At 72.0% G+C, this 19,999-nt stretch carries 18 protein-coding genes; 4 read left to right on the top strand and 14 right to left on the bottom strand.

Going from position 1 to position 19,999, the window contains the following annotated elements; all coding sequences use genetic code 11:
- Positions 1-28: 28 nt before the first annotated feature.
- The 4 genes from ACFYOU_RS26265 to ACFYOU_RS26280 all read right to left on the bottom strand — a co-directional run bounded on the left by ACFYOU_RS26265 (position 29) and on the right by ACFYOU_RS26280 (position 4,551).
- Positions 29-760 carry a helical backbone metal receptor gene (locus ACFYOU_RS26265; protein WP_391308959.1) on the bottom strand — a complete coding sequence of 244 codons (732 nt, stop codon included), beginning with the start codon at positions 758-760 and terminating at the stop codon, positions 29-31.
- A gap of 46 nt (positions 761-806) precedes the next feature.
- Positions 807-1,385: a helix-turn-helix domain-containing protein gene (locus tag ACFYOU_RS26270; RefSeq protein ID WP_389765443.1), complete on the bottom strand. Its 579-nt coding sequence runs from the start codon at positions 1,383-1,385 to the stop codon at positions 807-809.
- A 240-nt stretch (positions 1,386-1,625) separates the two neighbouring features.
- On the bottom strand, positions 1,626-3,434 hold the full coding sequence (locus ACFYOU_RS26275) for a glycine betaine ABC transporter substrate-binding protein (RefSeq protein ID WP_391308962.1): 1,809 nt from the start codon (positions 3,432-3,434) through the stop codon (positions 1,626-1,628).
- Entirely contained in the window at positions 3,427-4,551 is a 1,125-nt protein-coding gene (locus ACFYOU_RS26280) for a betaine/proline/choline family ABC transporter ATP-binding protein (RefSeq protein ID WP_391308964.1), read from the bottom strand. The genes ACFYOU_RS26275 and ACFYOU_RS26280 overlap by 8 nt, the downstream gene beginning before the upstream one ends.
- Positions 4,552-4,943: 392 nt before the next feature.
- Here ACFYOU_RS26280 and ACFYOU_RS26285 point away from each other — a divergent pair, with 392 nt between their 5' ends.
- Positions 4,944-5,852 (top strand): 5'-3' exonuclease H3TH domain-containing protein, encoded by a 909-nt coding sequence (locus ACFYOU_RS26285; protein WP_391309148.1) that lies wholly within the window; start codon positions 4,944-4,946, stop codon positions 5,850-5,852.
- A 46-nt stretch (positions 5,853-5,898) separates the two neighbouring features.
- Positions 5,899-6,735 (top strand): SIP domain-containing protein, encoded by an 837-nt coding sequence (locus tag ACFYOU_RS26290; protein ID WP_391308966.1) that lies wholly within the window; start codon positions 5,899-5,901, stop codon positions 6,733-6,735.
- Positions 6,736-6,869: 134 nt separating this feature from the next.
- On the opposite strand, the gene ACFYOU_RS26295 is transcribed toward ACFYOU_RS26290, so the two are convergent.
- A complete protein-coding gene (locus ACFYOU_RS26295) occupies positions 6,870-7,469 on the bottom strand; it encodes a GNAT family N-acetyltransferase (protein WP_391308968.1) in 600 nt (199 codons plus the stop codon).
- Between the two features lie 144 nt (positions 7,470-7,613).
- On the opposite strand from ACFYOU_RS26295, the gene ACFYOU_RS26300 reads away from it, so the two are divergent.
- A complete protein-coding gene (locus ACFYOU_RS26300; protein WP_391308970.1) occupies positions 7,614-8,570 on the top strand; it encodes a pseudouridine synthase in 957 nt (318 codons plus the stop codon).
- Between the two features lie 27 nt (positions 8,571-8,597).
- Here ACFYOU_RS26300 and ACFYOU_RS26305 read toward each other — a convergent pair whose 3' ends face one another.
- The 7 genes from ACFYOU_RS26305 to ACFYOU_RS26335 form a co-directional block, all read right to left on the bottom strand.
- Entirely contained in the window at positions 8,598-10,115 is a 1,518-nt protein-coding gene (locus ACFYOU_RS26305) for a cytochrome P450 (RefSeq protein WP_391308972.1), read from the bottom strand.
- A gap of 144 nt (positions 10,116-10,259) precedes the next feature.
- The gene (locus ACFYOU_RS26310) at positions 10,260-10,910 is read right to left on the bottom strand and encodes an ATP/GTP-binding protein (protein WP_389765429.1); all 651 of its coding nucleotides are present in this window, start codon (positions 10,908-10,910) and stop codon (positions 10,260-10,262) included.
- Positions 10,891-11,265: a DUF742 domain-containing protein gene (locus ACFYOU_RS26315; RefSeq protein WP_385493117.1), complete on the bottom strand. Its 375-nt coding sequence runs from the start codon at positions 11,263-11,265 to the stop codon at positions 10,891-10,893. Before ACFYOU_RS26315 ends, ACFYOU_RS26310 begins: the two co-directional genes overlap by 20 nt.
- Positions 11,262-11,669, bottom strand: a complete 408-nt coding sequence (locus tag ACFYOU_RS26320) for a roadblock/LC7 domain-containing protein (RefSeq protein WP_385493116.1) — start codon at positions 11,667-11,669, stop codon at positions 11,262-11,264. Before ACFYOU_RS26320 ends, ACFYOU_RS26315 begins: the two co-directional genes overlap by 4 nt.
- Positions 11,666-13,327 carry an ATP-binding protein gene (locus tag ACFYOU_RS26325; RefSeq protein ID WP_391308974.1) on the bottom strand — a complete coding sequence of 554 codons (1,662 nt, stop codon included), beginning with the start codon at positions 13,325-13,327 and terminating at the stop codon, positions 11,666-11,668. Before ACFYOU_RS26325 ends, ACFYOU_RS26320 begins: the two co-directional genes overlap by 4 nt.
- Before the next feature lie 581 nt (positions 13,328-13,908).
- A complete protein-coding gene (locus ACFYOU_RS26330) occupies positions 13,909-16,725 on the bottom strand; it encodes a DEAD/DEAH box helicase (RefSeq protein WP_391308976.1) in 2,817 nt (938 codons plus the stop codon).
- A 90-nt stretch (positions 16,726-16,815) separates the two neighbouring features.
- Positions 16,816-17,736 (bottom strand): diacylglycerol kinase, encoded by a 921-nt coding sequence (locus ACFYOU_RS26335; protein WP_391308977.1) that lies wholly within the window; start codon positions 17,734-17,736, stop codon positions 16,816-16,818.
- A 193-nt stretch (positions 17,737-17,929) separates the two neighbouring features.
- Between ACFYOU_RS26335 and ACFYOU_RS26340 the strand changes: the two genes are divergently transcribed.
- Complete coding sequence (locus tag ACFYOU_RS26340; protein ID WP_391308978.1) at positions 17,930-18,427, top strand: hypothetical protein; 498 nt, start codon at positions 17,930-17,932, stop codon at positions 18,425-18,427.
- A gap of 130 nt (positions 18,428-18,557) precedes the next feature.
- On the opposite strand, the gene tatC is transcribed toward ACFYOU_RS26340, so the two are convergent.
- Entirely contained in the window at positions 18,558-19,514 is a 957-nt protein-coding gene (tatC, locus tag ACFYOU_RS26345) for a twin-arginine translocase subunit TatC (RefSeq protein WP_389765421.1), read from the bottom strand.
- A gap of 47 nt (positions 19,515-19,561) precedes the next feature.
- Entirely contained in the window at positions 19,562-19,846 is a 285-nt protein-coding gene (tatA, locus tag ACFYOU_RS26350; RefSeq protein WP_385493108.1) for a Sec-independent protein translocase subunit TatA, read from the bottom strand.
- Positions 19,847-19,999 lie beyond the last annotated feature (153 nt).

Below are 19,999 nucleotides of genomic sequence, written 5' to 3' on the forward strand. Positions count from 1 at the left end.
GTGCCACCGCTTCACCCGGCCCGCGGCTTCACAGGGCCCGCAGCACGCCCCGCAGACTCGCGCCGATCATGCCGGGCGCCTGCGCCATGGAGGGCCCGTACCAGGTGAGGTGGCGTCCGCTCACACAGGCGGCGGGCATCGTGAAGGACTCGGGTCCGTCGTCGGTACCGAACGGGTACGGCTCGTCCGGCAGGACCACGATCTCCGCCCCCGAGTCGCGCAGTTCCTCCAGCGGGACGTGGGGGTAGCGGTCCGGGTGGTCCGCGTACACGTTGTCGACGCCGAGGCGGGCGAGGACGTCCCCGGCGAAGGTGTCGCGACCGAGGACCATCCAGGGCCGCCGCCAGACCGGGATCACGGCGGTGACGCGCTCCCAGGGCTCCGGCATCCCCGACCACACCGACTCGGCGAGGTCCAGCCAGCCGGGCCGTCGGTCGCCGCCGCAGGCCCGCAGGACCCGGTCGAGTTCCCGGAACGCCTGCTGGACCGAGCGGATCTCGGTGACGACGACCTCGATGCCGGCGGCCCGCAGATCGGCGATGTCCCGGGCGCGGTTCTCCTCCTCGTTGGTGACCACCAGATCGGGGCCGAGGGCGATGATGCGCGGCACGTCGGGGTTCTTGGTGCCGCCGAGGCGCACGGCGTCCAGCCCGTCGGGTTGGGTGCACCAGTCGGTGACGCCGACGAGGGCGCCGGGCAGGGTCACCGCCACGGCTTCGGTCAGCGAGGGGACCAGGGAGACGATCCGGACAGAATTCACGGGATCAGCCTAGTGAGCGCACGGCCGCCCGTCGGACGTCTCGACCTCATCTCCTCCGGTCCTGCACGGCGTCGATGTGCTCCGCGACGGCGACCACCAGCACCCGGGTGTCGGGTTCCGTGGCGCGCCAGCGGTGCCGCACTCCCCCGGTGAGGTAGAGGGTGTCACCGCGGCCGAGCCGGTAGGCCCGGCCCTCCGCCTCGATCTCCACCGCGCCGTCGGCGACGTACAGCACTTCGTCGTTGCGGTGCTGGAACTCGCGGGCCGTGTCGTGGTCGCCGGTGAACTCGGTGGCGTGGAGTTGTTGATGGCCCCTGACCAGGGAACGGACCCGGCTGCCGGACGGCCCGTCGGCGCGGGGGGCGTCCGTCGGGAGTTCGTCGCGGACCACGTCCACCGTGCAGGCGGGGTCGGCGGCGGCCAGCAGTTCCACGGCGGTGGTGCCGAGCGCGTCGGCGACCTTCTCCAGGGAGGCCCGGCTGGGCCGGGCGCGCTCGTTCTCGACCTGGCTGAGGAAGGGGACGGACAGCCCGCTGCGGGCGGCGACCACGGCGAGCGTCAGCTCCAGGGAACGGCGCCGTCGTCGGACGGCCGCACCCACCCGAAAGGATTCCTTCTCGTCCATCGTCACGGCTCCCTCCCCCGCTCGTCGTGGCACCGGGGTCCGCTGCGGACCCCCCGTGGGGTTTCTGCACCCTACGCATGTTCGGCAAACAGCCGTCGCCAGTAGAGCACGAGGACGGGGCGGACCCCGCCGGAACGGCGAAGCCCGCCCCGTCCCGGGCGCACGCTGACGGCTCGGGTCCGCGCCCGTACGCCGTTCCCCCGGGGAGGCGGGGCGTCGTGTTGACGCCCCGGGTGGCGATCAGCTGTCGGCGGGGAGCGGAGCCCAGGTGTCGAGCAGGTCCGGACGCTCGTCCAGCCAGCCGCGGACGGCTGCCTGTTCCTTGCCCTTGCCCGCCTTCTGGATGTCGGCCTCCAGGCTGGTCAGCTGCTCCTCGGTCATCGTGAAGTCCTTCAGCCAGCGCCCGACCTCCGGGTGGTCCCCGGTGAAGCCGTCCCGGCTGAGGGTGTGCACGCCGTCGCCCTCGCCCCAGGACTCCTTCGGGTCGGCGAGCTTCTTGAGGTCGTAGTCGCTGTACGCCCAGTGGGGGGACCAGAGGGTGACCGCGATGGGTTCCTTCTTGGCGTACGCCCGCTTCAGTTCGGCGAGCATCGCGGGGGTGGAACCGTCCACGACCTCGTACTCCCCGTCGAGGCCGTAGGCCCCGAGGACGTCCTCCTTGAGGAGTCCCATCATGCCGGCGCTCGGCTCGATCCCGATGATCCGCCCGTCGAACAGGTCGGACTTACCCTTGAGGTCGGCGAGCGAGTCCACGCCCTTCACGTACGAGGGGACGGTGATCTCCAGTGAGGTCGGGCTGTACCAGGACCCCAGGTCGTCGAGCCGGTCGCCGTACTTCTTCCAGTACTCGGCGTGGGTGACCGGCAGCCAGCTGTCGGTCTGGAAGTCGATCTGTCCCTGGGCCAGACCCGTGTACAGGGGGCCGGCGGCGTACTGCGTGGCCTCCACCTCGAAGCCGCGGCGCTCCAGCAGTTCCTTCCACAGGAAGGTCGAGGCGATGGCCTCGTCCCAGGGGATGTAGCCGATCTCGATCTTCTCGCCCCGGCCCACGTCGGAGCCCGCGGCCACCTCGCCCTTCGACTCGCCGCGGCCGAAGACGCCCATGCCGCCCGCGACGAGGGCGAGGACCACGACGCCGACCACGGCGACGACCGGCCGGGGACGGTGCTGCCAGATCGTCAGGTTGCCGCCGGCCCGGGCCTTGGCGGCGGCGCGCCGGCCGAGCGGTGACACGCGTTCGCCCAGCGCGCCGGTCATCCGGTCGAGGTAGATCGCGAGGACGACGATACCCAGGCCCGCCTCGAAGCCGAGGCCGATGTTGAGCTGGCCGATGGCCTCGTTGACGGCCCCGCCGAGGCCACCGGTGCCGACCATGCCGGCGATGACGACCATCGACAGGCCCAGCATGATGACCTGGTTGACGCCCGCCATGATCGTGGGCAGCGCGAGCGGCAGCTGCACCCTCAGCAGGGTGTCGCGGGGCGTGGTGCCGAACGCCTCGGCCGCCTCCACGAGCTCTGCGTCCACCTGCCGGATGCCGAGTTCGGTCATCCGGACGCCGGGGGCGAGGGCGAAGATCAGCGTGGCGACGACGCCGGCCGGCACGCCCATGCCGAAGAAGAGGATCGCCGGGATCAGCAGCACCATCGAGGGCATCGTCTGGAGCAGGTCCAGGACCGGCCTGACGACGGCGCTCACGGTCTGCGAACGGGCCGCCCAGATGCCGAGCGGCACCCCGATGACCAGGGCGATCAGCGTGGCGACGAGCACCAGGGACAGCGTCGACATCGACTTGTCCCACAGTTCCATCGAATCGATCAGCGCGAAGCCGCCGAAGGCGAGCACACCGGCCAGCAGGCCGCGCAGCCACCAGGCGAACAGGGCGAACAGACCCGCGAGGATCAGGGGTTCGGGGGCGCCGAGCACGGCGTTGACCCCGTCGTACAGACCCTCGACCACGCTCTTGAGCGAGTCGAAGAGCCAGGCCATGTGGGTGACCAACCAGTCGACGCCGCTGTCGACCCAGTCCCCGAGGTGCAGCCTAGGCATCGCTGCTCACCGCCCCGGTGCGGGTGGCGGTCGCAGCGCCGTGGGCCGCGGCCGGCTTCCGGGGTGCGTTGCAGGGCGCGGCGGGCGGCGGGGGCCCGTCGGCGTCACCGAACGCGCCGAGCAGCCGTCGGCGCGGCACCACGCCGACCAGCCGTCGTTGGGCGTCGAGCACCGCGACGGGGTGCGGAACGCGGGCGCTCAGCGCGCACAGCTCGGCGAACGGGGTGTCCACGTGGGCCGTGACGCAGGAGCAGTCGGCCTCGTCGCCGACCGGGTCGCCGTCCATGACGGAGGCCGCGGTCAGCACCCGGGAGCGGTCGACGTCCTGGGTGAAGGCGGCCACGTAGTCGTTCGCCGGGGTCAGCAGGATGTCCTCGGCGGTTCCGGTCTGCACGATGCGGCCGTCCCGCATCACCGCGACCCGGTCGCCGAGCCGCATGGCCTCGTTGAGGTCGTGGGTGATGAACACGATCGTCTTCTTCAGCCGGGTCTGGAGTTCGAGGAGCTGGTCCTGCATGTCACGGCGGATCAGCGGGTCCAGCGCACTGAACGACTCGTCCATGAGGAGCAGATCGGCGTCCGTGGCCAGCGCCCGGGCCAGGCCGACGCGCTGCTGCATGCCGCCGGACAGCTCGTCGGGCCAGCTCTTCTCCCAGCCCGCGAGGCCGGTGAGCGACAGCGCCTCGGCGGCGCGTTCCTCGCGCGCGGCCCGCGGCACGCCCTGGACCTCCAGGCCGTAGGCGGCGTTCTCCAGGACGCTGCGGTGCGGGAACAGCGCGAAGTGCTGGAACACCATGCTGATCTTGCGGGCCCGGACCTCGCGCAGCTCACGGGGGCTGAGTGCGGTGAGGTCCTGGCCGTCGAACAGCACCTGTCCGGCGGTGGGCGGGAGGAGCCCGTTGAGCATCCGCAGGAGGGTCGACTTGCCCGAGCCGGAGAGACCCATCACCACGAAGATCTGGCCGGGGTCGACCGTGAAGGAGGCGTCGATGACGGCGGCGGTGACCCCGTCGGCGCGCAGCTCCTCGCGGTCGGCGCCCCCACGGAGCCTCTCGACGGCGGATTCGGGTCGTCTTCCGAACACCTTGTACAGGTGCGCGGCCTCTAGCTTGGACACATAAACCTCTCGGGTAGGACCAACGACGGCCCGCCTTCCCCCGGGCGGGCCGTGGAGCGTGGCGGGGTCGGCCCGCGGGCCGGTCCGGACGTCGGCGAGGACGCACGGAGCCGGGTTCACTCCGGCCGCGCGCCTGCCCGGGGCCCCTGTGCACAAACGTGTAAGTGACACGGATCACTGTTCGTCCGCATCCGCCCCTCTCGTCCCGGGCGGGCACGGACGACGAGTCCGGGGCGGACGGGGACCACCGTCCGGGGCGGGCACGCATCACCCACCGACGAGCGCCCGGACCACCGGAACGCAGGAACCCGGGCCCGCGCGGGACCGCGGAACGGCCCCCTGTCAGCGGCGTGGGGCATGATGCGGACGTGACGCAGCGAACCCGACGACTCATGCTCCTCGACACCGCTTCCCTGTACTTCCGGGCCTACTTCGGCGTCCCGGAGTCGGTGCGGGCCCCGGACGGCACCCCGGTCAACGCGGTGCGCGGCCTGCTGGAGTTCATCGACCGGCTCGTCCGGGACCACCACCCCGACGACCTCGTCGCCTGCATGGACGCGGACTGGCGTCCGCAGTGGCGGGTCGACCTCATCCCCTCCTACAAGGCGCACCGGGTGGCGGTGGAGACCGGCCCCGAACAGCCCGACGAGGAGGAGGTGCCGGACACGTTGTCCCCGCAGGTGCCCGTGATCGAAGAGGTCCTGGACGCGCTCGGCATCGCCCGGGTGGGCGTCGCCGGTTACGAGGCCGACGACGTGATCGGCACCTTCACCGCCCGCGCGACCGGCCCCGTCGACATCGTGACCGGGGACCGCGACCTCTACCAGCTGGTGGACGACGCCCGGGGCGTACGGGTGCTGTACCCGGTCAAGGGCGTCGGGACCCTCCAGCTCACCGACGAGGCGCTGCTGCGCGAGAAGTACGGGGTCGGGGGCTCCGGGTACGCCGATCTGGCCCTGTTGCGCGGCGACCCGTCCGACGGACTGCCCGGGGTGCCCGGCATCGGCGAGAAGACGGCGGCCAAGCTGCTCGCGGAGTTCGGTGACCTCGCCGGGATCATGGCCGCGGTCGACCGACCGACCGCGAAGCTGACCCCGACGCAGCGCAGGCGCCTGCACGAGTCGCGCCCGTACCTCGCCGTCGCACCGCAGGTGGTCCGGGTCGCCGAGGACGTCCCCCTGCCGGAGGTGGACCCTGCCCTGCCGCACTCCCCGCGCGACCCGGCGGCGCTCGACCGGCTCGCCGAGCGCTGGGGCCTCGGCGGCTCCCTCCACCGCCTGCTTGCCACACTCACCGCATGAGATGTTAGCTTAGGTAAGCCTAAGTTAACGCGATCAGGGAGTCCGCATGGCCGAGCGACCGGCACGCAAAGCACCGATGACGCATGTGGGGCGCGTGGTGCGCACGGAGCGGCTCACCCCCCACATGCAGCGGGTGGTGCTCGGCGGCGACGGTCTCTCCGCGTTCTCCGCGGACGAGTGGACCGACCACTACGTGAAGATCCTCTTCACCCCGCCCGGCGTCAGCTACCCGGAGCCCTTCGACGTGCAGCAGGTGCGCGCGGACTTCCCGCGGGACCAGTGGCCGGTCCCGCGCACCTACTCCGTACGGGCCTGGGACCCCAAGGCCAGGGAACTGTCCCTCGACTTCGTCATCCACGGCGACGCCGGCATCGCGGGCCCCTGGGCCGCGCGCGTCCAGCCCGGCGAGGAGGTCCGCATCCTCGGCCCGGGCGGCGCGTACGCACCCTCCCCGGAGGCCGACTGGCACCTGCTGGCCGGTGACGAGAGCGCGCTGCCCGCCATCGCCGCCTCGCTGGAGGCGCTGCCCCCGGGCGCCACGGTCCATGCGTTCATCGAGGTCACCGGCCCCGAGGAGGAGCAGCAGATCGCGACGGACGCCGAGGTGGTCTGGCTGCACCGGGGCGACCGCCCGGTCGGCGAGGCCCTGCTCGACGCCGTGCGCGCCCTGGAGTTCCCCGCGGGTCGCTGCCAGGCGTTCGTGCACGGCGAGGCGGGGTTCGTGAAGGAACTCCGGCGCGTCCTGCGGGTGGAGCACCAGATGCCCCGTGAGGACCTGTCGATCTCCGGGTACTGGCGCCTCGGTCACAACGAGGACGGCTGGCAGGCGTCCAAGCCGGAGTGGAACGCCCAGGTGGAGGCCGAGCAGGAGACCGCGGCCTGACCTCCCGGGCGACCCGCCCCCCCGAACGGAACCCCCAGGGACCGGAGCCCCCTGGGGGTTCTCCACGTCCGCGGTCACGCACCCGCCCCCGTCCTGCACCCGCCGTCCCACCTGGTACCAGGTGCGCCCGCTGCTCAGTCGGTGCCCGGCTCGGGGTCGTCCGCCACCCGGGCGGGCAGGTGCATGTCGTGCCAGCCGTCGCCGTGCAACAGCGCCGACCGCTTGGTGCCCTCCAGGGTGAACCCGGTCTTGGCCGCGACCCGGCAGGAGGCGACGTTCCCGAGCGCGTGGAGGAGTTCCAGTCGGTGCAGGCCGATCTCGTCGAAGGCCCAGCGGGTCAGTGCGGTGACGGAGCGCGGGGCGATCCCGCGCCCCCGGCTGTCGGGCAGCATCCAGTACCCGAGTTCCGCGCTGCCGTCCGCCAGGACGATCTCCCGCAGCGCCACCCGGCCCAGTACCTCGCCGGTGTCCGGGCCGGTCACCGCCCAGGACGCCATCCGCTCTCCCCGCCAGGCGCCGCGCCACTCACCGATCCAGCCGAGCGTCTCCTCCAACGACTCGGCGGAGCGGCTGTGCCACCGTTGCAGGGCCGGGTCCTGGAAGGCGCGCAGCACCGCGGGCGCGTCGTCGTCCTGCCAGGGGCGCAGGGTCAGGCCCCCGGCCGCCGGGATCGTCGGCTGGGGCGACCCCGCCAAGGTGCCGGCCGCCACCACGTCATCGATGAACCAAGGCATGGCCGCATCCTCGCAGCGGCCCGGCGCGCAGGACACCGGTTTTCCGCCCGGTCGCAGACGGCCACGACGGGCGGCCCACCGCGGGCGACGGCCTCAGGTCACCCGTCCGGCCAGGACCGCGCACGGACTACGCTCGGCAGCACCATGCCCCGCAGATCACCCCCCGCTCCCCTCCCTCAGCGCCAGGGAGTGGACCCGTCCCGTCTCCGGCTGCCCACCACGGGCGGCCCCTGGACCACGATCCGGGACCATCTGGTCGACCGGCTGGCCCCGCCCGCCGAGGTCATCGACGCGATGCTGCGCGCGGGAGACTTCGTCACGGCCGACGGCAGCCCGGTGGCCCCGGACGCGCCCTACGCCCCCGGCACCTCCCTCTGGTTCCACCGGGAGCTGCGGCCGGAACCGCCCGTTCCGTTCCCGCTGCCGGTCGTCCACCGCGACGAGCACATCGTGGTGGTGGACAAACCGCACTTCCTCGCCACGACGCCGCGCGGCAGTCACATCACCGAAACCGCCCTGGCCCGACTGCGGCGGGAGCTCGGCGTCCCCGGGCTCGGCGCCGCACACCGTCTGGACCGGTTGACGGCGGGCCTCGTGCTGTTCATCGTCCGGCCCCAGGAGCGCGGCGCCTACCAGAACCTGTTCCGCGACCGGCGCGTCCACAAGGAGTACGAGGCACTGGCGCCCTTCGACGAGGGGCTGGAGCTGCCGCGCACGGTCCGCAGCCGGATCGAGAAGGAACGCGGCGTGTTGACCGCGCGGGAGGTGCCCGGCGAACCGAACGCGATCAGCCGCGTCGAACTCCTCGACCTGCTCCCGCCGACCCGGACCCCCGTCGCCCGGTACCGGTTGGTCCCGCTGACCGGCCGCACCCATCAGCTCCGGGTGCACATGAACGCGCTGGGCGTGCCGATCATCGGCGACCCGCTGTACCCGGTGGTCCGGGACGCCACCGGGCCCGGGGACTTCCGTGAGCCGCTGAAGCTGTTGGCCCGGGTGCTGGAGTTCAGGGACCCGGTCACCGGCCTGGAGCACCGCTTCACCAGCGCCCGCGACCTCACCGGGGAGCCGCCCGGGGCACCGGGCGGCTCCCCTACCTGATCGGGCCGCCCGCGGGGCGGTTCCCGGTCAGGCGCCGCGCCACCAGCGGACGAGGCGCCCCCACAGCCCCGGCCGCGCGGGCCGGGGTTCGGGGGACACCGGCTCGGTGGTCGGCGGCAGCGGCACCGAGCCGACGCCGGCCAACTCGCTCACCGCGGTGGAACTCGGGGCGGACAGCGGAGCGGGCGACGAGACCTGCCAGTCACCGGCGCCGCCCACGGGCTTGCCGATGCTCGGGCGGGCGCGCACGTCCTGCGGCGGCCTGGGGACGAAGGTGACGGGGAGTTCGACCAGGTGCCGGGAGAGGATGGTCGAACGCCAGCGCAGGTCCGCTTCGTCGAGGGCGAGCCGGATGTCGGGCAACCGCATCAACAGGGCGTCGACCCCGGTGTCGGCGATGGCCCGGCCGATGTCCTGGCCGGGGCATTCGTGCGGCCCGCTACCGAAGGCGAGGTGCGAGCGGTTGCCCTGCATGCTCGCGGTCAGGTCGGGGCGGACGGCCGGGTCGAGGTTGCCCGGGGCGATCCCGAAGATGAGGCCGTCGCCCGCGCGGATGCGCTGCCCGCCCAACTCCGTGTCGTGCTTGGCGAAGTAGGCGACCATCGCGGAGAACGGCGGCTCGTCCCACAGCGTCTGCTCCACCGCCTCCGGCACCGTCATCTGTCCGCCGTTGAGTTGGGCGCGGAACCGCGGGTCGGTGAGCACCATCCGCAGCACGTTGGCGATGAGGTTGGCGGTCGCTTCGTAGGCGGCGATGAGCACCAGCCGCAGGTGCTGGGCCACCTCGTCGTCGGTGAGCCGTGACTCGTGGCCGATGAGCGCGCTGGTGAAGTCCTCCGCCGGTTTCGCCCGCCGGCGCGCGACCAGGAGCATCAGCGCACTCATCACGTACTCGTTGCTGGCGATGGCGGTCTCGGTGCCCTTGATCATGTCGCGGGCCGACTGCACCATGCGTTCGTTGTACTCCTCGGGCATGCCGAGGATCTCGCACATCACCGCCATGGGCAGTTGCTCGGCGAACTGGCTGACCAGATCGGCGCGGCCCTGTTCGCAGATGTCGTTGACGAGGCGTTGGCTGTAGCGGTTGATGTAACGCCGGGCGCCGCGGTGGTCGATGGCGGAGATGGCCCCGGTCACGGCGCCGCGCAGCCGTTGGTGCTCGGCTCCCTCGGCGAAGCTGCAGATGGGTTGCCAGGAGTAGACAGGCGCCAGTGGGTGGGTCGGGCCGGCGGTGCCGTCCTTGACCGCGCTCCAGCCGCGGGCGTCCCGGTTGTACTGCGAGGGGGTACGCACCATGTGCAGGTTCTCGCTGTGGCCGAGCACCGCCCACATGGGAACGTCGTTGTGGATCAACACGGGTGCTACCGGCCCGTGTTCGGCGCGCAGCTTGCCGTAGAGGCTGGTCAGGTCCGCGTCGGCGTCGGGACCGTACAGCCGCCGCCGGGCGGCCGGGACGTGCGCGGGGCAGCCCGGCGGCGGGGACGCGGACGGGACGGGATCGTCGGTGCCGGGTGGGCTGTCGGGGAGACGGGGTGGCGTGGTCACGGTGATCGCTCCGAGGAGTCCGGGCCGGTGGCCCGTGAGGTCGGCGGCCTCGACGGGTGCCGGGGTCCGGGATGGGCAAGACGGTCGGTGGCGCCGGGGGGCGCCGGGGCGCGGTCGACGGTGCGGGGCCCGGTCGCGGGTCGCTCAGGCGGGTGCGCCGGCCAGCGAGTGCAGGAAGTGCAGCAGGGTCATCAGGGCGTCACGGCTGGATGCCCGCCGACGGGCGTCGCACTTCACGATGGGGACGTACTCCGGCAGGTCGAGCGCGGTCCGCAGTTCCCCCGTCGGGTAGCGGGGCGCGTCCGGGAAGTCGTTGACCGCGATGACGAACGGCACCCCGCGCTCCTCCAGCCGGCCGATGACGTCGAAACTGACCTCCAGGCGCCGGGTGTCGACGAGGACGACGGCGCCGAGGGCCCCTTCGAACAGACCGTTCCAGAGGAACCAGAACCGCTCCTGTCCCGGGGTGCCGAACAGGTACAGCACCAGTTGTTCGGTGATGCTGATCCGTCCGAAGTCCATGGCCACGGTGGTGGCGGTCTTGGAGTCGGAGCCGTAGTCGTCGTCGACCCCGATCCCGGCCTGGGTCATGGTCTCCTCGGTGGTGAGCGGACGGATCTCGCTCACCGCGCGGACCATGGTGGTCTTGCCGACCCCGAACCCGCCCACGATCACGATCTTGACGGCCGCGTTGGCGGTGTCCGGGAGGTGGTCCTCGGCACGCGGACCGTGTCGGACGACCGGGCCCTCGTCGGACGGGTCGTCCACCGCGTTCTCACAGTTTTTGAAGTCCATGCATCACCGCTTCGAGGAGGGAACGGTCGGGCAGTGCGGACCGCACGATCGGCGAGCGCGCCTGTACCAGTTCGGCCGTCAGCAGTTCCGACAGCAGCACGGTCACGACGCTGAACGGCAGATTGAGGTACGCCGAGATCTCGGCCACGGACAGGGGGGACTGGCACAGGCGGAGCACCGCCGCCTGTTCGGGTTGGGCGGTGGGCGAGGGGTCGGCGCGGGTGACGATGAGGGTGACCAGGTCGACTTCGGCCCGGTCGCCCTCCTGGGAGGCTCCGGTGATGACGTAGAGGCGCTCCGGATCCTTCTCCTGGCCCGGTTGGGGGGTGTGGCGTTGGCGTTGCGGAGGAGTCATACGGTCTGCCCGTCACGCCTGGGCGGGCTGGTGAGGTGGGCCCCGATCCGTACCACGAGGTCGCGCATGCGGTTGCTCATGAGGCCCGCGTCGACGGTTTCGTCGGCGAGGACGGCGAGGAAGGCGCCCGCGCCGGCGGCCATGAGGTAGAAGTAGCCGCCGCTGACCTCGATGATGACCATGCGCATCCGGCCGTCGCTGTCGGGGATCTCCGCGGCGACCGCGCTGGCGAGGCTCTGGAGTCCGGCGCAGGCGGCGGCGAGGCGGTCGGCCGCGTCGGGCTCTCCGCCGTACCGGGCGATGCGCAGTCCGTCGGCGGACAGCACGACCACTTGACGGGTCTGCGGCACTCCGTCCGCGAGGTCCTTGAGCATCCAGTCGAAGTTGGCTCGCTGCTGGATCACGTGCGGTCTCCCTCGTCCATGAGGTCGTCGTTCTGCGGGTGTGCCTGCGGGTACGAGCCGATGTGCCCCACGCCGGTGCCGTTCACGACGCCGGCGGCGCCCTCCGGGTGGCCCCCGGCGGCGGGGTCCGGGTCGGGCTGCCCCTTGATGCCGTTCATGAACGCCTCGACCCACAGGCCCGGCTCGGGCTCGTCGGGCTGGGCCGGGGCGGGGACGGACGGGCGCCAGAGGTCCGGTTCCCCGGCGGCCTCCGCGGCGGCGGCCTCGGCGTAGCGCTGGGTGAGCGGGGTCTTCACCCTGCTGCGGCGCTGCGGCAGACCGCCCGCGGTCCATTCGGTGACGACGGGCAGGTCCTCGCCGCCGCGGCCCGCGGGCACCAGGTCGTCGTCGGGGCGGCGCGGACCGGTGGTGGGGCGGCGCTTCTTGGCCTTGCGCTGCGGCTCCTGGACCGGGGTGCCGTCGTCGTTGACCCGGGGGACGGCGGTGGCGCCGATGCCGTGGGCGACACCGGGGGCGGGGCCGGAGGTGAGCATGTCGCGGGGCACGATGAGCACCGCGCGGACACCGCCGTAGGCGGACTGCCGCAGCGAGACCTGCATGTCGTACATCTGCGAGAGGCGACCGACGACGGCCATGCCGAGGCGGGGGGTCTCGCCGAGGTCCTTGAGGTCGATGCCGGCCTGGGCCTGGGCGAGCATCCGCTCGGCGCGCAGCCGGGCCTCCTCGCTGAGGCTCACCCCGCCGTCCTCGATCTCGATGGCGATGCCCGTCTGCACCTCGACCGCGGTGACGTGGACCCGGGTCTGGGGCGGCGAGTAGCGGGTGGCGTTGTCGAGGAGTTCGGCGGCGGCGTGGATCAGCGGCTCCACGTGGGTGCCCCGGACGGCGACCTTCGCGATGGAGTGCAGGTCCACCCGGCGGTACTCCAGGATGCGGGACATCGCGCCGCGCAACACGCTGAACAGGGGTACGGGCTTGGGCCACTGGCGGCCGGGCCGGGCACCGCCGAGCACCGCGATGGAGTCGGCGAGGCGACCGATCAGCGCGGTGCCGTGGTCGATGCGCAGCAGGTCGTCGAAGACCTCCGGGTTGCGTCCGTGGTCCTCCTCCATCTCGCGCAGTTCCGCGGCCTGCTGATGGACGATCGCCTGGACCCGGCGCGCGATGTTGACGAAGGCGCGCTGGGTCGATTCGCGGACCGCCTCCTCGTTGTCCACGATGTCGAGGACGTCCTTCAGCAGGGCGCGCTGGGTGTCGGGCAGGTCGCGGTAGGCGGGGTCGGAATCGACGACGGCCCGGACCACGTCGGCCGGCGACTCCCCTTGGCGGAGCCGGAACAGGGCGTCGGGCAGGAGCTGCTGGCCCAAATGGATCAGTTCGGCGTCCTGGGTGGCGAGGCGCTTCTCCAGGTACGCGGCCCGGCGGGCGAAGTCGGCGCGCAGGGCCGTCAGCAGCCGCCCCCGGCGGGCGGCCTCACCTGCCGAGGCGAGGACCAGTACGGTGCCGATCGCTCCGCACAGGCCCACCGCGAGCCGGGCCGGTTCCGCGACGGCGGCGACGGACCCTCCGGTCACGGCGGCCATCAGGAAGGTCGGCAGCAGCAGTACGCGTAGCTGGGGGATCTTTCGGCCACCGGGAGGCGCTTGAACACTCACCATGTATGCCCTCTGAGGGAGTCGGCTCGGGGATGGTCGGTACGTCCGGAGGAACTCGGGGTTTCGCGTGGATCGGTGCGGGTTTCCAGTGTGAGTTCCGGGTGCTGGGCGTGCGGGAGCGTCCGGAACGATTCCCACCAACGGGAATCCCGGAGAACAAACGCACGATTCAGCCTTATTACGCCTCAACTCAGGGCGCTGCGGGCGAGCTTAGTGCGGCCGGTTCATCGCCGTGTCATATTCGGCAAGCACCTGAAATCCGGGCGCGCGGGCCACTACACTCGGGCGATTTACACGCAGGGGAATCCCGCCGACACGTGGAGTGACGGATTTCGGGGATGCGGAGGGGCCGTTCCGGGCCGATCGCACAGGTCGGACGGGGGTCGGGCCGGGAGCGGAACGTCCCGCGGGGGCACGGTGCCCGCCCGGGGCGGACGGCCGCGGACGCGTCCACGCCCCTTCACCCGGTCACTCGGACGGGACCTTTCCGCAACGGCGCTCCGCCCCGCCCGGCGACGACGGACGGCCCGCCCCCGGAGGGACGGGCCGTCTCGTGCGGACCGGGAACTCCACCCGTGGGGCGCTCACCCCACCGAGGAGTACGCGACCACGCCCCGCAGCAGACCGTCCACGGCCCGCCGGGCGTTCTTGGCGACCGTCGACGGCGCCTCGCCGCTGGCGGGAGCCGCCGCGATCTGCCCCAGGACGTCGATGACCTGCTTGCACCAGCGGACGAAGTCGCCGGCGGGCATCTCCGCCTCGCGCAGCACCTCGTCGAGGCCCGCACCGGAGGCCCACGTGTACGCGGCCCAGGCGAAGCCGAGGTCGGGTTCCCGCTGGCCGACGCCCTCGGTCTGGTTGATCTTGAAGTCCTCCTCCAGGGCGTCGAGCCGGCCCCAGATCCGCACCATCTCCCCGAGGGCCGCCTTGGCCCGGCCGGAGGGCAGCTTGGGCGCCGTCGCGTCGTCGGCCGCCCTGGCCTCGTAGACCAGGGCGGAGGCGCAGGCGGCGAGTTCCGCCGGGCTGAGGTCCTCCCAGACGCCGGCCCGCAGGCACTCGCTGGCGAGCAGGTCGAGTTCGCCGTAGAGCCGCGCCAGCCGCTTGCCGTTGCCGGTGACCTCGTCGCCCCGCAGGTAGTCGAGTTCGGTGAGGAGGGCGACGATCCGGTCGAAGGTGCGGGCGATGGTGTTGGTGCGCCCCTCGATGCGGCGCTCCAACTGCGTGGTGTCCCGCACCAGACGGTGGTACCGCTCGGCCCACCGGGCGTGGTCCTCGCGCTCGGCGCAGCCGTGGCAGGGGTGCGCGCGGATCTCCGCGCGCAGCCGGGCGAGTTCGCGGTCGTCGGCGGCGGCCGCGCGCTGCTTGCGGTGGCGCTCCGGCACGAGGTGCCCGGCCTTGGTGCGCAGCGCCGAGGCGAGGTCGCGGCGGGACTGGGGGGAGCGCGCATTGAAGGACTTGGGGATGCGCATCCGCTCCAGCGCCTCCACCGGGACCGGGAAGTCCATCGCGGCGAGCCGCTTGACCTGGCGTTCGGCGGTGAGGACCACGGGGCGCGGGCCGTCGTGGTGGTCGAAGCCGCGGTGTCCGTTGGAGCGTCCGGCGGGCAGTCCCGGGTCGAGGACCAGGGCGAGACCGGCGTACTTGCCCGTCGGGACGTGGATCACGTCGCCGGGCTTGAGCTTCTCCAGGGCGGTCGACGCGGCGGCCCGGCGCTGGGAGACGCCCTGTCGGGCCAGCTCCGTTTCGCGGTCCTTGAGTTGACGGCGCAGTCGCGCGTACTCCTCGAAGTCACCCAGGTGGCAGGTCATGGACTCCTTGTAGCCTTCGAGCCCCTCCTCGTTGCGCTGCACCTGCCGGGAGATCCCGACGACCGAGCGGTCCGCCTGGAACTGCGCGAAGGACGTCTCCAGCAGTTCCCGGGAGCGGTGGCGCCCGAACTGCTCCACGAGGTTGACGGCCATGTTGTACGAGGGCCGGAAGCTGGAGCGCAGCGGGTAGGTGCGGGTCCCGGCGAGGCCGGCGAGGTGCTCGGGGTTCATTCCGCGCTGCCACAGCACCACGGCGTGGCCCTCGACGTCGATGCCGCGGCGGCCGGCCCGTCCGGTGAGCTGGGTGTACTCGCCGGGCGTGATGTCGGCGTGCTGCTCGCCGTTCCACTTGACGAGCTTCTCCAGGACGACGGACCGGGCGGGCATGTTGATGCCCAGGGCGAGGGTCTCCGTCGCGAAGACCGCCTTCACCAGGCCGCGCACGAAGAGGTCCTCGACGACCTCCTTGAAGGTCGGCAGCATGCCCGCGTGGTGGGCCGCGATGCCGCGCTCCAGCCCCTCCAACCACTCGTAGTAGCCGAGGACGTGCAGGTCTTCGGTGGGGATCGACGAGGTGCGCTCCTCGACGATCGCCCGGACCCGGGCCCTGGCCTCGTCGTCGTTGAGCCGCAGTCCCGCGTACAGGCACTGCTGGACGGCCGCCTCGCAGCCGGCGCGGCTGAAGATGAAGGTGATCGCGGGCAGCAGGCCGTCGGCGTCGAGGCGTTCGATGACCTCGGGGCGGCCCGGGGTCCAGACCCGGGTGCGCTGTCGGCGCTCCCGCTCGCGGTCGGCCTCCCGGACGCCGCGGCCCCGGCGCTTGTCCCGTCCCCAGGTGGGGCGGGAGGACTCCATCCGCGCCATCCGGGTCAGATCCGGGTTGACGGCCTTCTTCTGGCCCTCGCCCTCCTCGAAGAGGTCGTAGACCCGGCGCCCGGCCAGGACGTGCTGGAAGAGGGGGACCGGGCGGTGCTCGGAGACGATGACCGCGGTGTCACCGCGGACCGTGTCGAGCCAGTCGCCGAACTCCTCCGCGTTGGAGACCGTCGCGGAGAGCGACACCAGGGTCACCGACTCGGGGAGGTGGATGATCACTTCCTCCCAGACGGCGCCGCGGAACCGGTCGGAGAGGTAGTGCACCTCGTCCATGACCACGTGGCCGAGGCCCAGGAGCGCCTGCGAGCCGGCGTACAGCATGTTGCGCAGCACCTCCGTGGTCATCACGACCACGGGGGCGTCGGAGTTGACGCTGTTGTCGCCCGTCAGCAGGCCGACCTTGTCCGCTCCGTACCGTTTGGCCAGGTCGGCGTACTTCTGGTTGGACAGGGCCTTGATCGGCGTGGTGTAGAAGCACTTCTTGCCGTGGCGGAGTGCGAGGTGGACGGCGAACTCGCCGACGATCGTCTTGCCGGAGCCGGTGGGGGCGGCGACCAGCACGCCCTTGCCCGCTTCGAGGGCCTGGCATGCCTCGATCTGGAAGGGGTCCAGACCGAAGTCGTACATCTCGCGGAAGGAGGCGAGCGCGGTGGCCTGCTCGGCGGCACGTACCCGTGACGCCGCGTACCGCTCGGCCGGGGAGAGGTCCTCAGTCATCGTGCTTTCGAGATTACCCGCCACCCCTGACAGAGGGCGATCATTATCCGGATCGTCATATCCGGGCTGGTCAGCCGGGCGCCCGAGCGGTCAGCCTGCTGCGGCCGCGGGCCGGGCCGGTCGGGCGCCGGCCACCCGCACGGCGCCCGGCACGCAGGTGACGGTCAGCGGCAGGGGGCCCAGCGGTTCCCCGTCCGCGTACCCGGTGACCGCGGGGGCCGCCAGTTCGACCCGCGCGGCGCGGTGGACGGTGACCTTCGGGTGGTCGAGGTGGGTGCCGCGGTAGACCCGGGGGAACACCCGCAGCAGGGTGGTGCGGGTGCAGTCGCCGACCACCGTGACGTCGAGGAGGCCGTCCGTCGGGTCGGCCCCCGCGCAGATGCGCATGCCGCCCCCGTAGGAGGTGCCGTTGCCGACCGCCACCAAGGTCGCCTCCAGTTCCAGGACGGGTCCCCGGTCCAGGGTGAGGCGGTAGGGCAGCGGTCGGAAGGCGGCGAGCTCCGCGAGGAGCGCCAGGTCGTAGGTGAAGCGGCCGAGCGGCAGCCGCATCCGGTTGCCGCGGTCATTGACGCGGGAGTCGAAGCCGGAGGCGAGGACGGTGCCGAACCAGCGGTCCCCGGCCCGGCCGAGGTCGACCGCGGGGGTGCGGCCCTGCTTCAGCGCGTCGGCGACGAGCCGCGCGGCGGCGGTCGGGTCGCGCAGCGGCAGGCCCAGGGTGCGGGCGAAGTCGTTCCCGGTGCCGACGGCGACGACCCCCAGGGGGGTGTCCGTCCCGGCGACGGCCTGGAGGGCGAGCCCCGTCATGCCGTCACCGCCGACCACGACCAGCGCCCCGGTGCCGCCGCGCACGGCTTCCCGGGCCCGGCGCAGCGCATCGGCCGGCGTCGCACCGACGAGGGTGCGCACCCGAAAGCCCGCGGCCCGGAGCGCGGTGGCGGCCGGGCGGGCCGCCCGAGCGCCTCGGCCGCGGCCCGCGGTGGGGTTGACGAAAAGGGTGATCTCGCTGGTCACGGGCGGACTTTACAAGGGTCCGACGCCTTCCGTAACCCGGGCGGGCCCCCCTCCGACCCCGCGGTCGTGGCGGTCGGCGGGTGACGGCGGGACTACGCCAATACCCCTGACGCGCCTTGCGGCACCTTCTGCTTGGCCGGAAGTATTCCGCAGCGCCAGCCCTTTCACAGAGTTCTCACAGAAAGTAGGCATCATGCGCTCGTTGACCCAACGCCTCGCCGCCACAACCGCCGTCGGAACCCTCGCCCTCGTCGGCGTGGTTGCGCTGCCCACCACCGCCTCGGCGGCTGCGGCCAAGAAGTGCTCCGGTGTCCAGACCAAGGAGTTGGACACGGTGGGCCCGAACCTCGACCTGAAGGTCGAGCTGTGCGTCCACCGTGACGCCTCCAACCGGTACCACGCGTCCGTCAACGTCAACTGGACGGACGGAGGCGGCGGCGCGTGTTGCGGGATGGAGAAGGTGGAGGTCCAGGTGAGGCTGGAGCGCACCGATGCAGTCAAGGCGGAGAAGACTCACGGCTACGCGGCCGCCATCAACCTCGACGGATCGGGCACGATGGGCCACTCGACCGCGAAGGTCACCAACAGTTCGGCGGGCGGCTGGACCGCGGACGGCAAGATCGTCTACAACATCCAGAACGATGGCGCCGGTGACCAGACCTGGCAGCTCGGAGGCTCCCCCTCCATCTGATCCATCCAGCACGTAGTGGGGCCCCCGAGAGGTTTCGGGGGCCCCGTCACGTTCGGGTGACGCCAACCGTCGGCCCTGGATGCTTGGGTGCCCGGGGCCCGCCACGCGTCGGCGGGCCCGCGGGGTCGGCTCAGGTGAAGTCGTCGTAGCCGTTCACCCGGTGGGTGCGGCGCCCGGCGTCCGACTGTTCGGGCACGGACGCGCCAGCGCCGACCGACTCGATCTCACCGATGTCCTGCGGGGTCAGATCCAGTTCGGACGCCTCGTCGTCCGCCGGTCCGGACGCCGCGATCATCGCCCGGCGACGGTCGTTGATCAGCGAGATCACCGAGGCGGCGAAGTAGAGCACCCAGATCGGCACCGCGAGTGCCAGCATCGTCAGCGGTTCGGTGCTGGGCGTGACGAACGCCGAGAAGATGCTGACCCCCAGCACCATCCCCCGCCACCAGCCGAGCATCCGCTTGCCGGTCACCATGCCGGTGAAGTTGAGCATCACCAGGAGCAGCGGCATGGTGAACGAGAGCCCGAAGACCAGCACCATGCGCGTGATGAGGTCCAGGAGGTCGTCGAGGGGCAGCTGGTTGTCCAGGTTCGCTGGTGAGAACTCCAGGAGCACGGTCGCCATCGTCGGCATCGTGAGGTACGCGAAGAAGGCGCCGCCCATGAACAGGGGCACGCCGGCGGCGACGAAGCCGAGGCTGTACTTCTTCTCGTTCCGGTGCAGGCCGGGAGCGACGAACGCCCAGAGCTGGTACAGCCAGATCGGCGACGCGAACACCACACCGGCCGTCAGGGAGACCTTGAGGGCCAGGGTGAACGGCGTCAGCAGACCGTTCAGCACGATCCGGGCACAGGTGCCGTCCGAGGTCTCGGCCAGCTCCGTGAAGCTCTTCTCGCACCCGACGGCCGTCAGGATGGGGTTGGTGACGAACTCGACGATGTCCTTGTAGAAGAACGCGGCGACGATCGTGACCACCACGATGGCCAGCACCGCCTTCGCCAGGCGGTTGCGCAGCTCGCGCAGGTGCTCCACGAGGGGCATCCGCCCCTCGGGGTCCTTCTCCTTCTTGCGGGCAGACTTGAGCAACCCACGTCCTCATCTCGTGCGGCAGACCGGGGCGACCCGGCCCTGCGTCAGCGCTGCTGGGCGTCCGTGGGCTCGTTCACCGGGCGTGAGCTGGTCACGTCGCCGGGGGCGGCCTGGATGGTGCGCTGGGCCTGCGGCTGCTCCTTGTTCAGGGGCTCGGTGGGCGCGGGCTGCTCGCCCTCCGACTTCATGGCCTTGGCCTCGCTCTTGAGGATGCGGGCCGACTTGCCGAGGGAGCGCGCCATGTCGGGGAGCTTCTTCGCACCGAACAGGAGCAAGATGATGACGAGGATCAGAGTGATCTCAAGCGGGCCGATCCGTCCACCGAACATCTACGTCTACCTTCTCACCGAGGCGGCTTGGGGCGGGTTGCTGACCGATCGGCCGGACCGATGTCCGACCGCCGTGCTGGCAGCGATCGTAACGCTCAGGGGTGAACCAGAGGCAATCCCCGTACGTACTCCCGTTCCGGCCCGTGCCTCAAT

Source organism: Streptomyces sp. NPDC005955 (assembly GCF_042871255.1).
GTDB lineage: Bacteria > Actinomycetota > Actinomycetes > Streptomycetales > Streptomycetaceae > Streptomyces.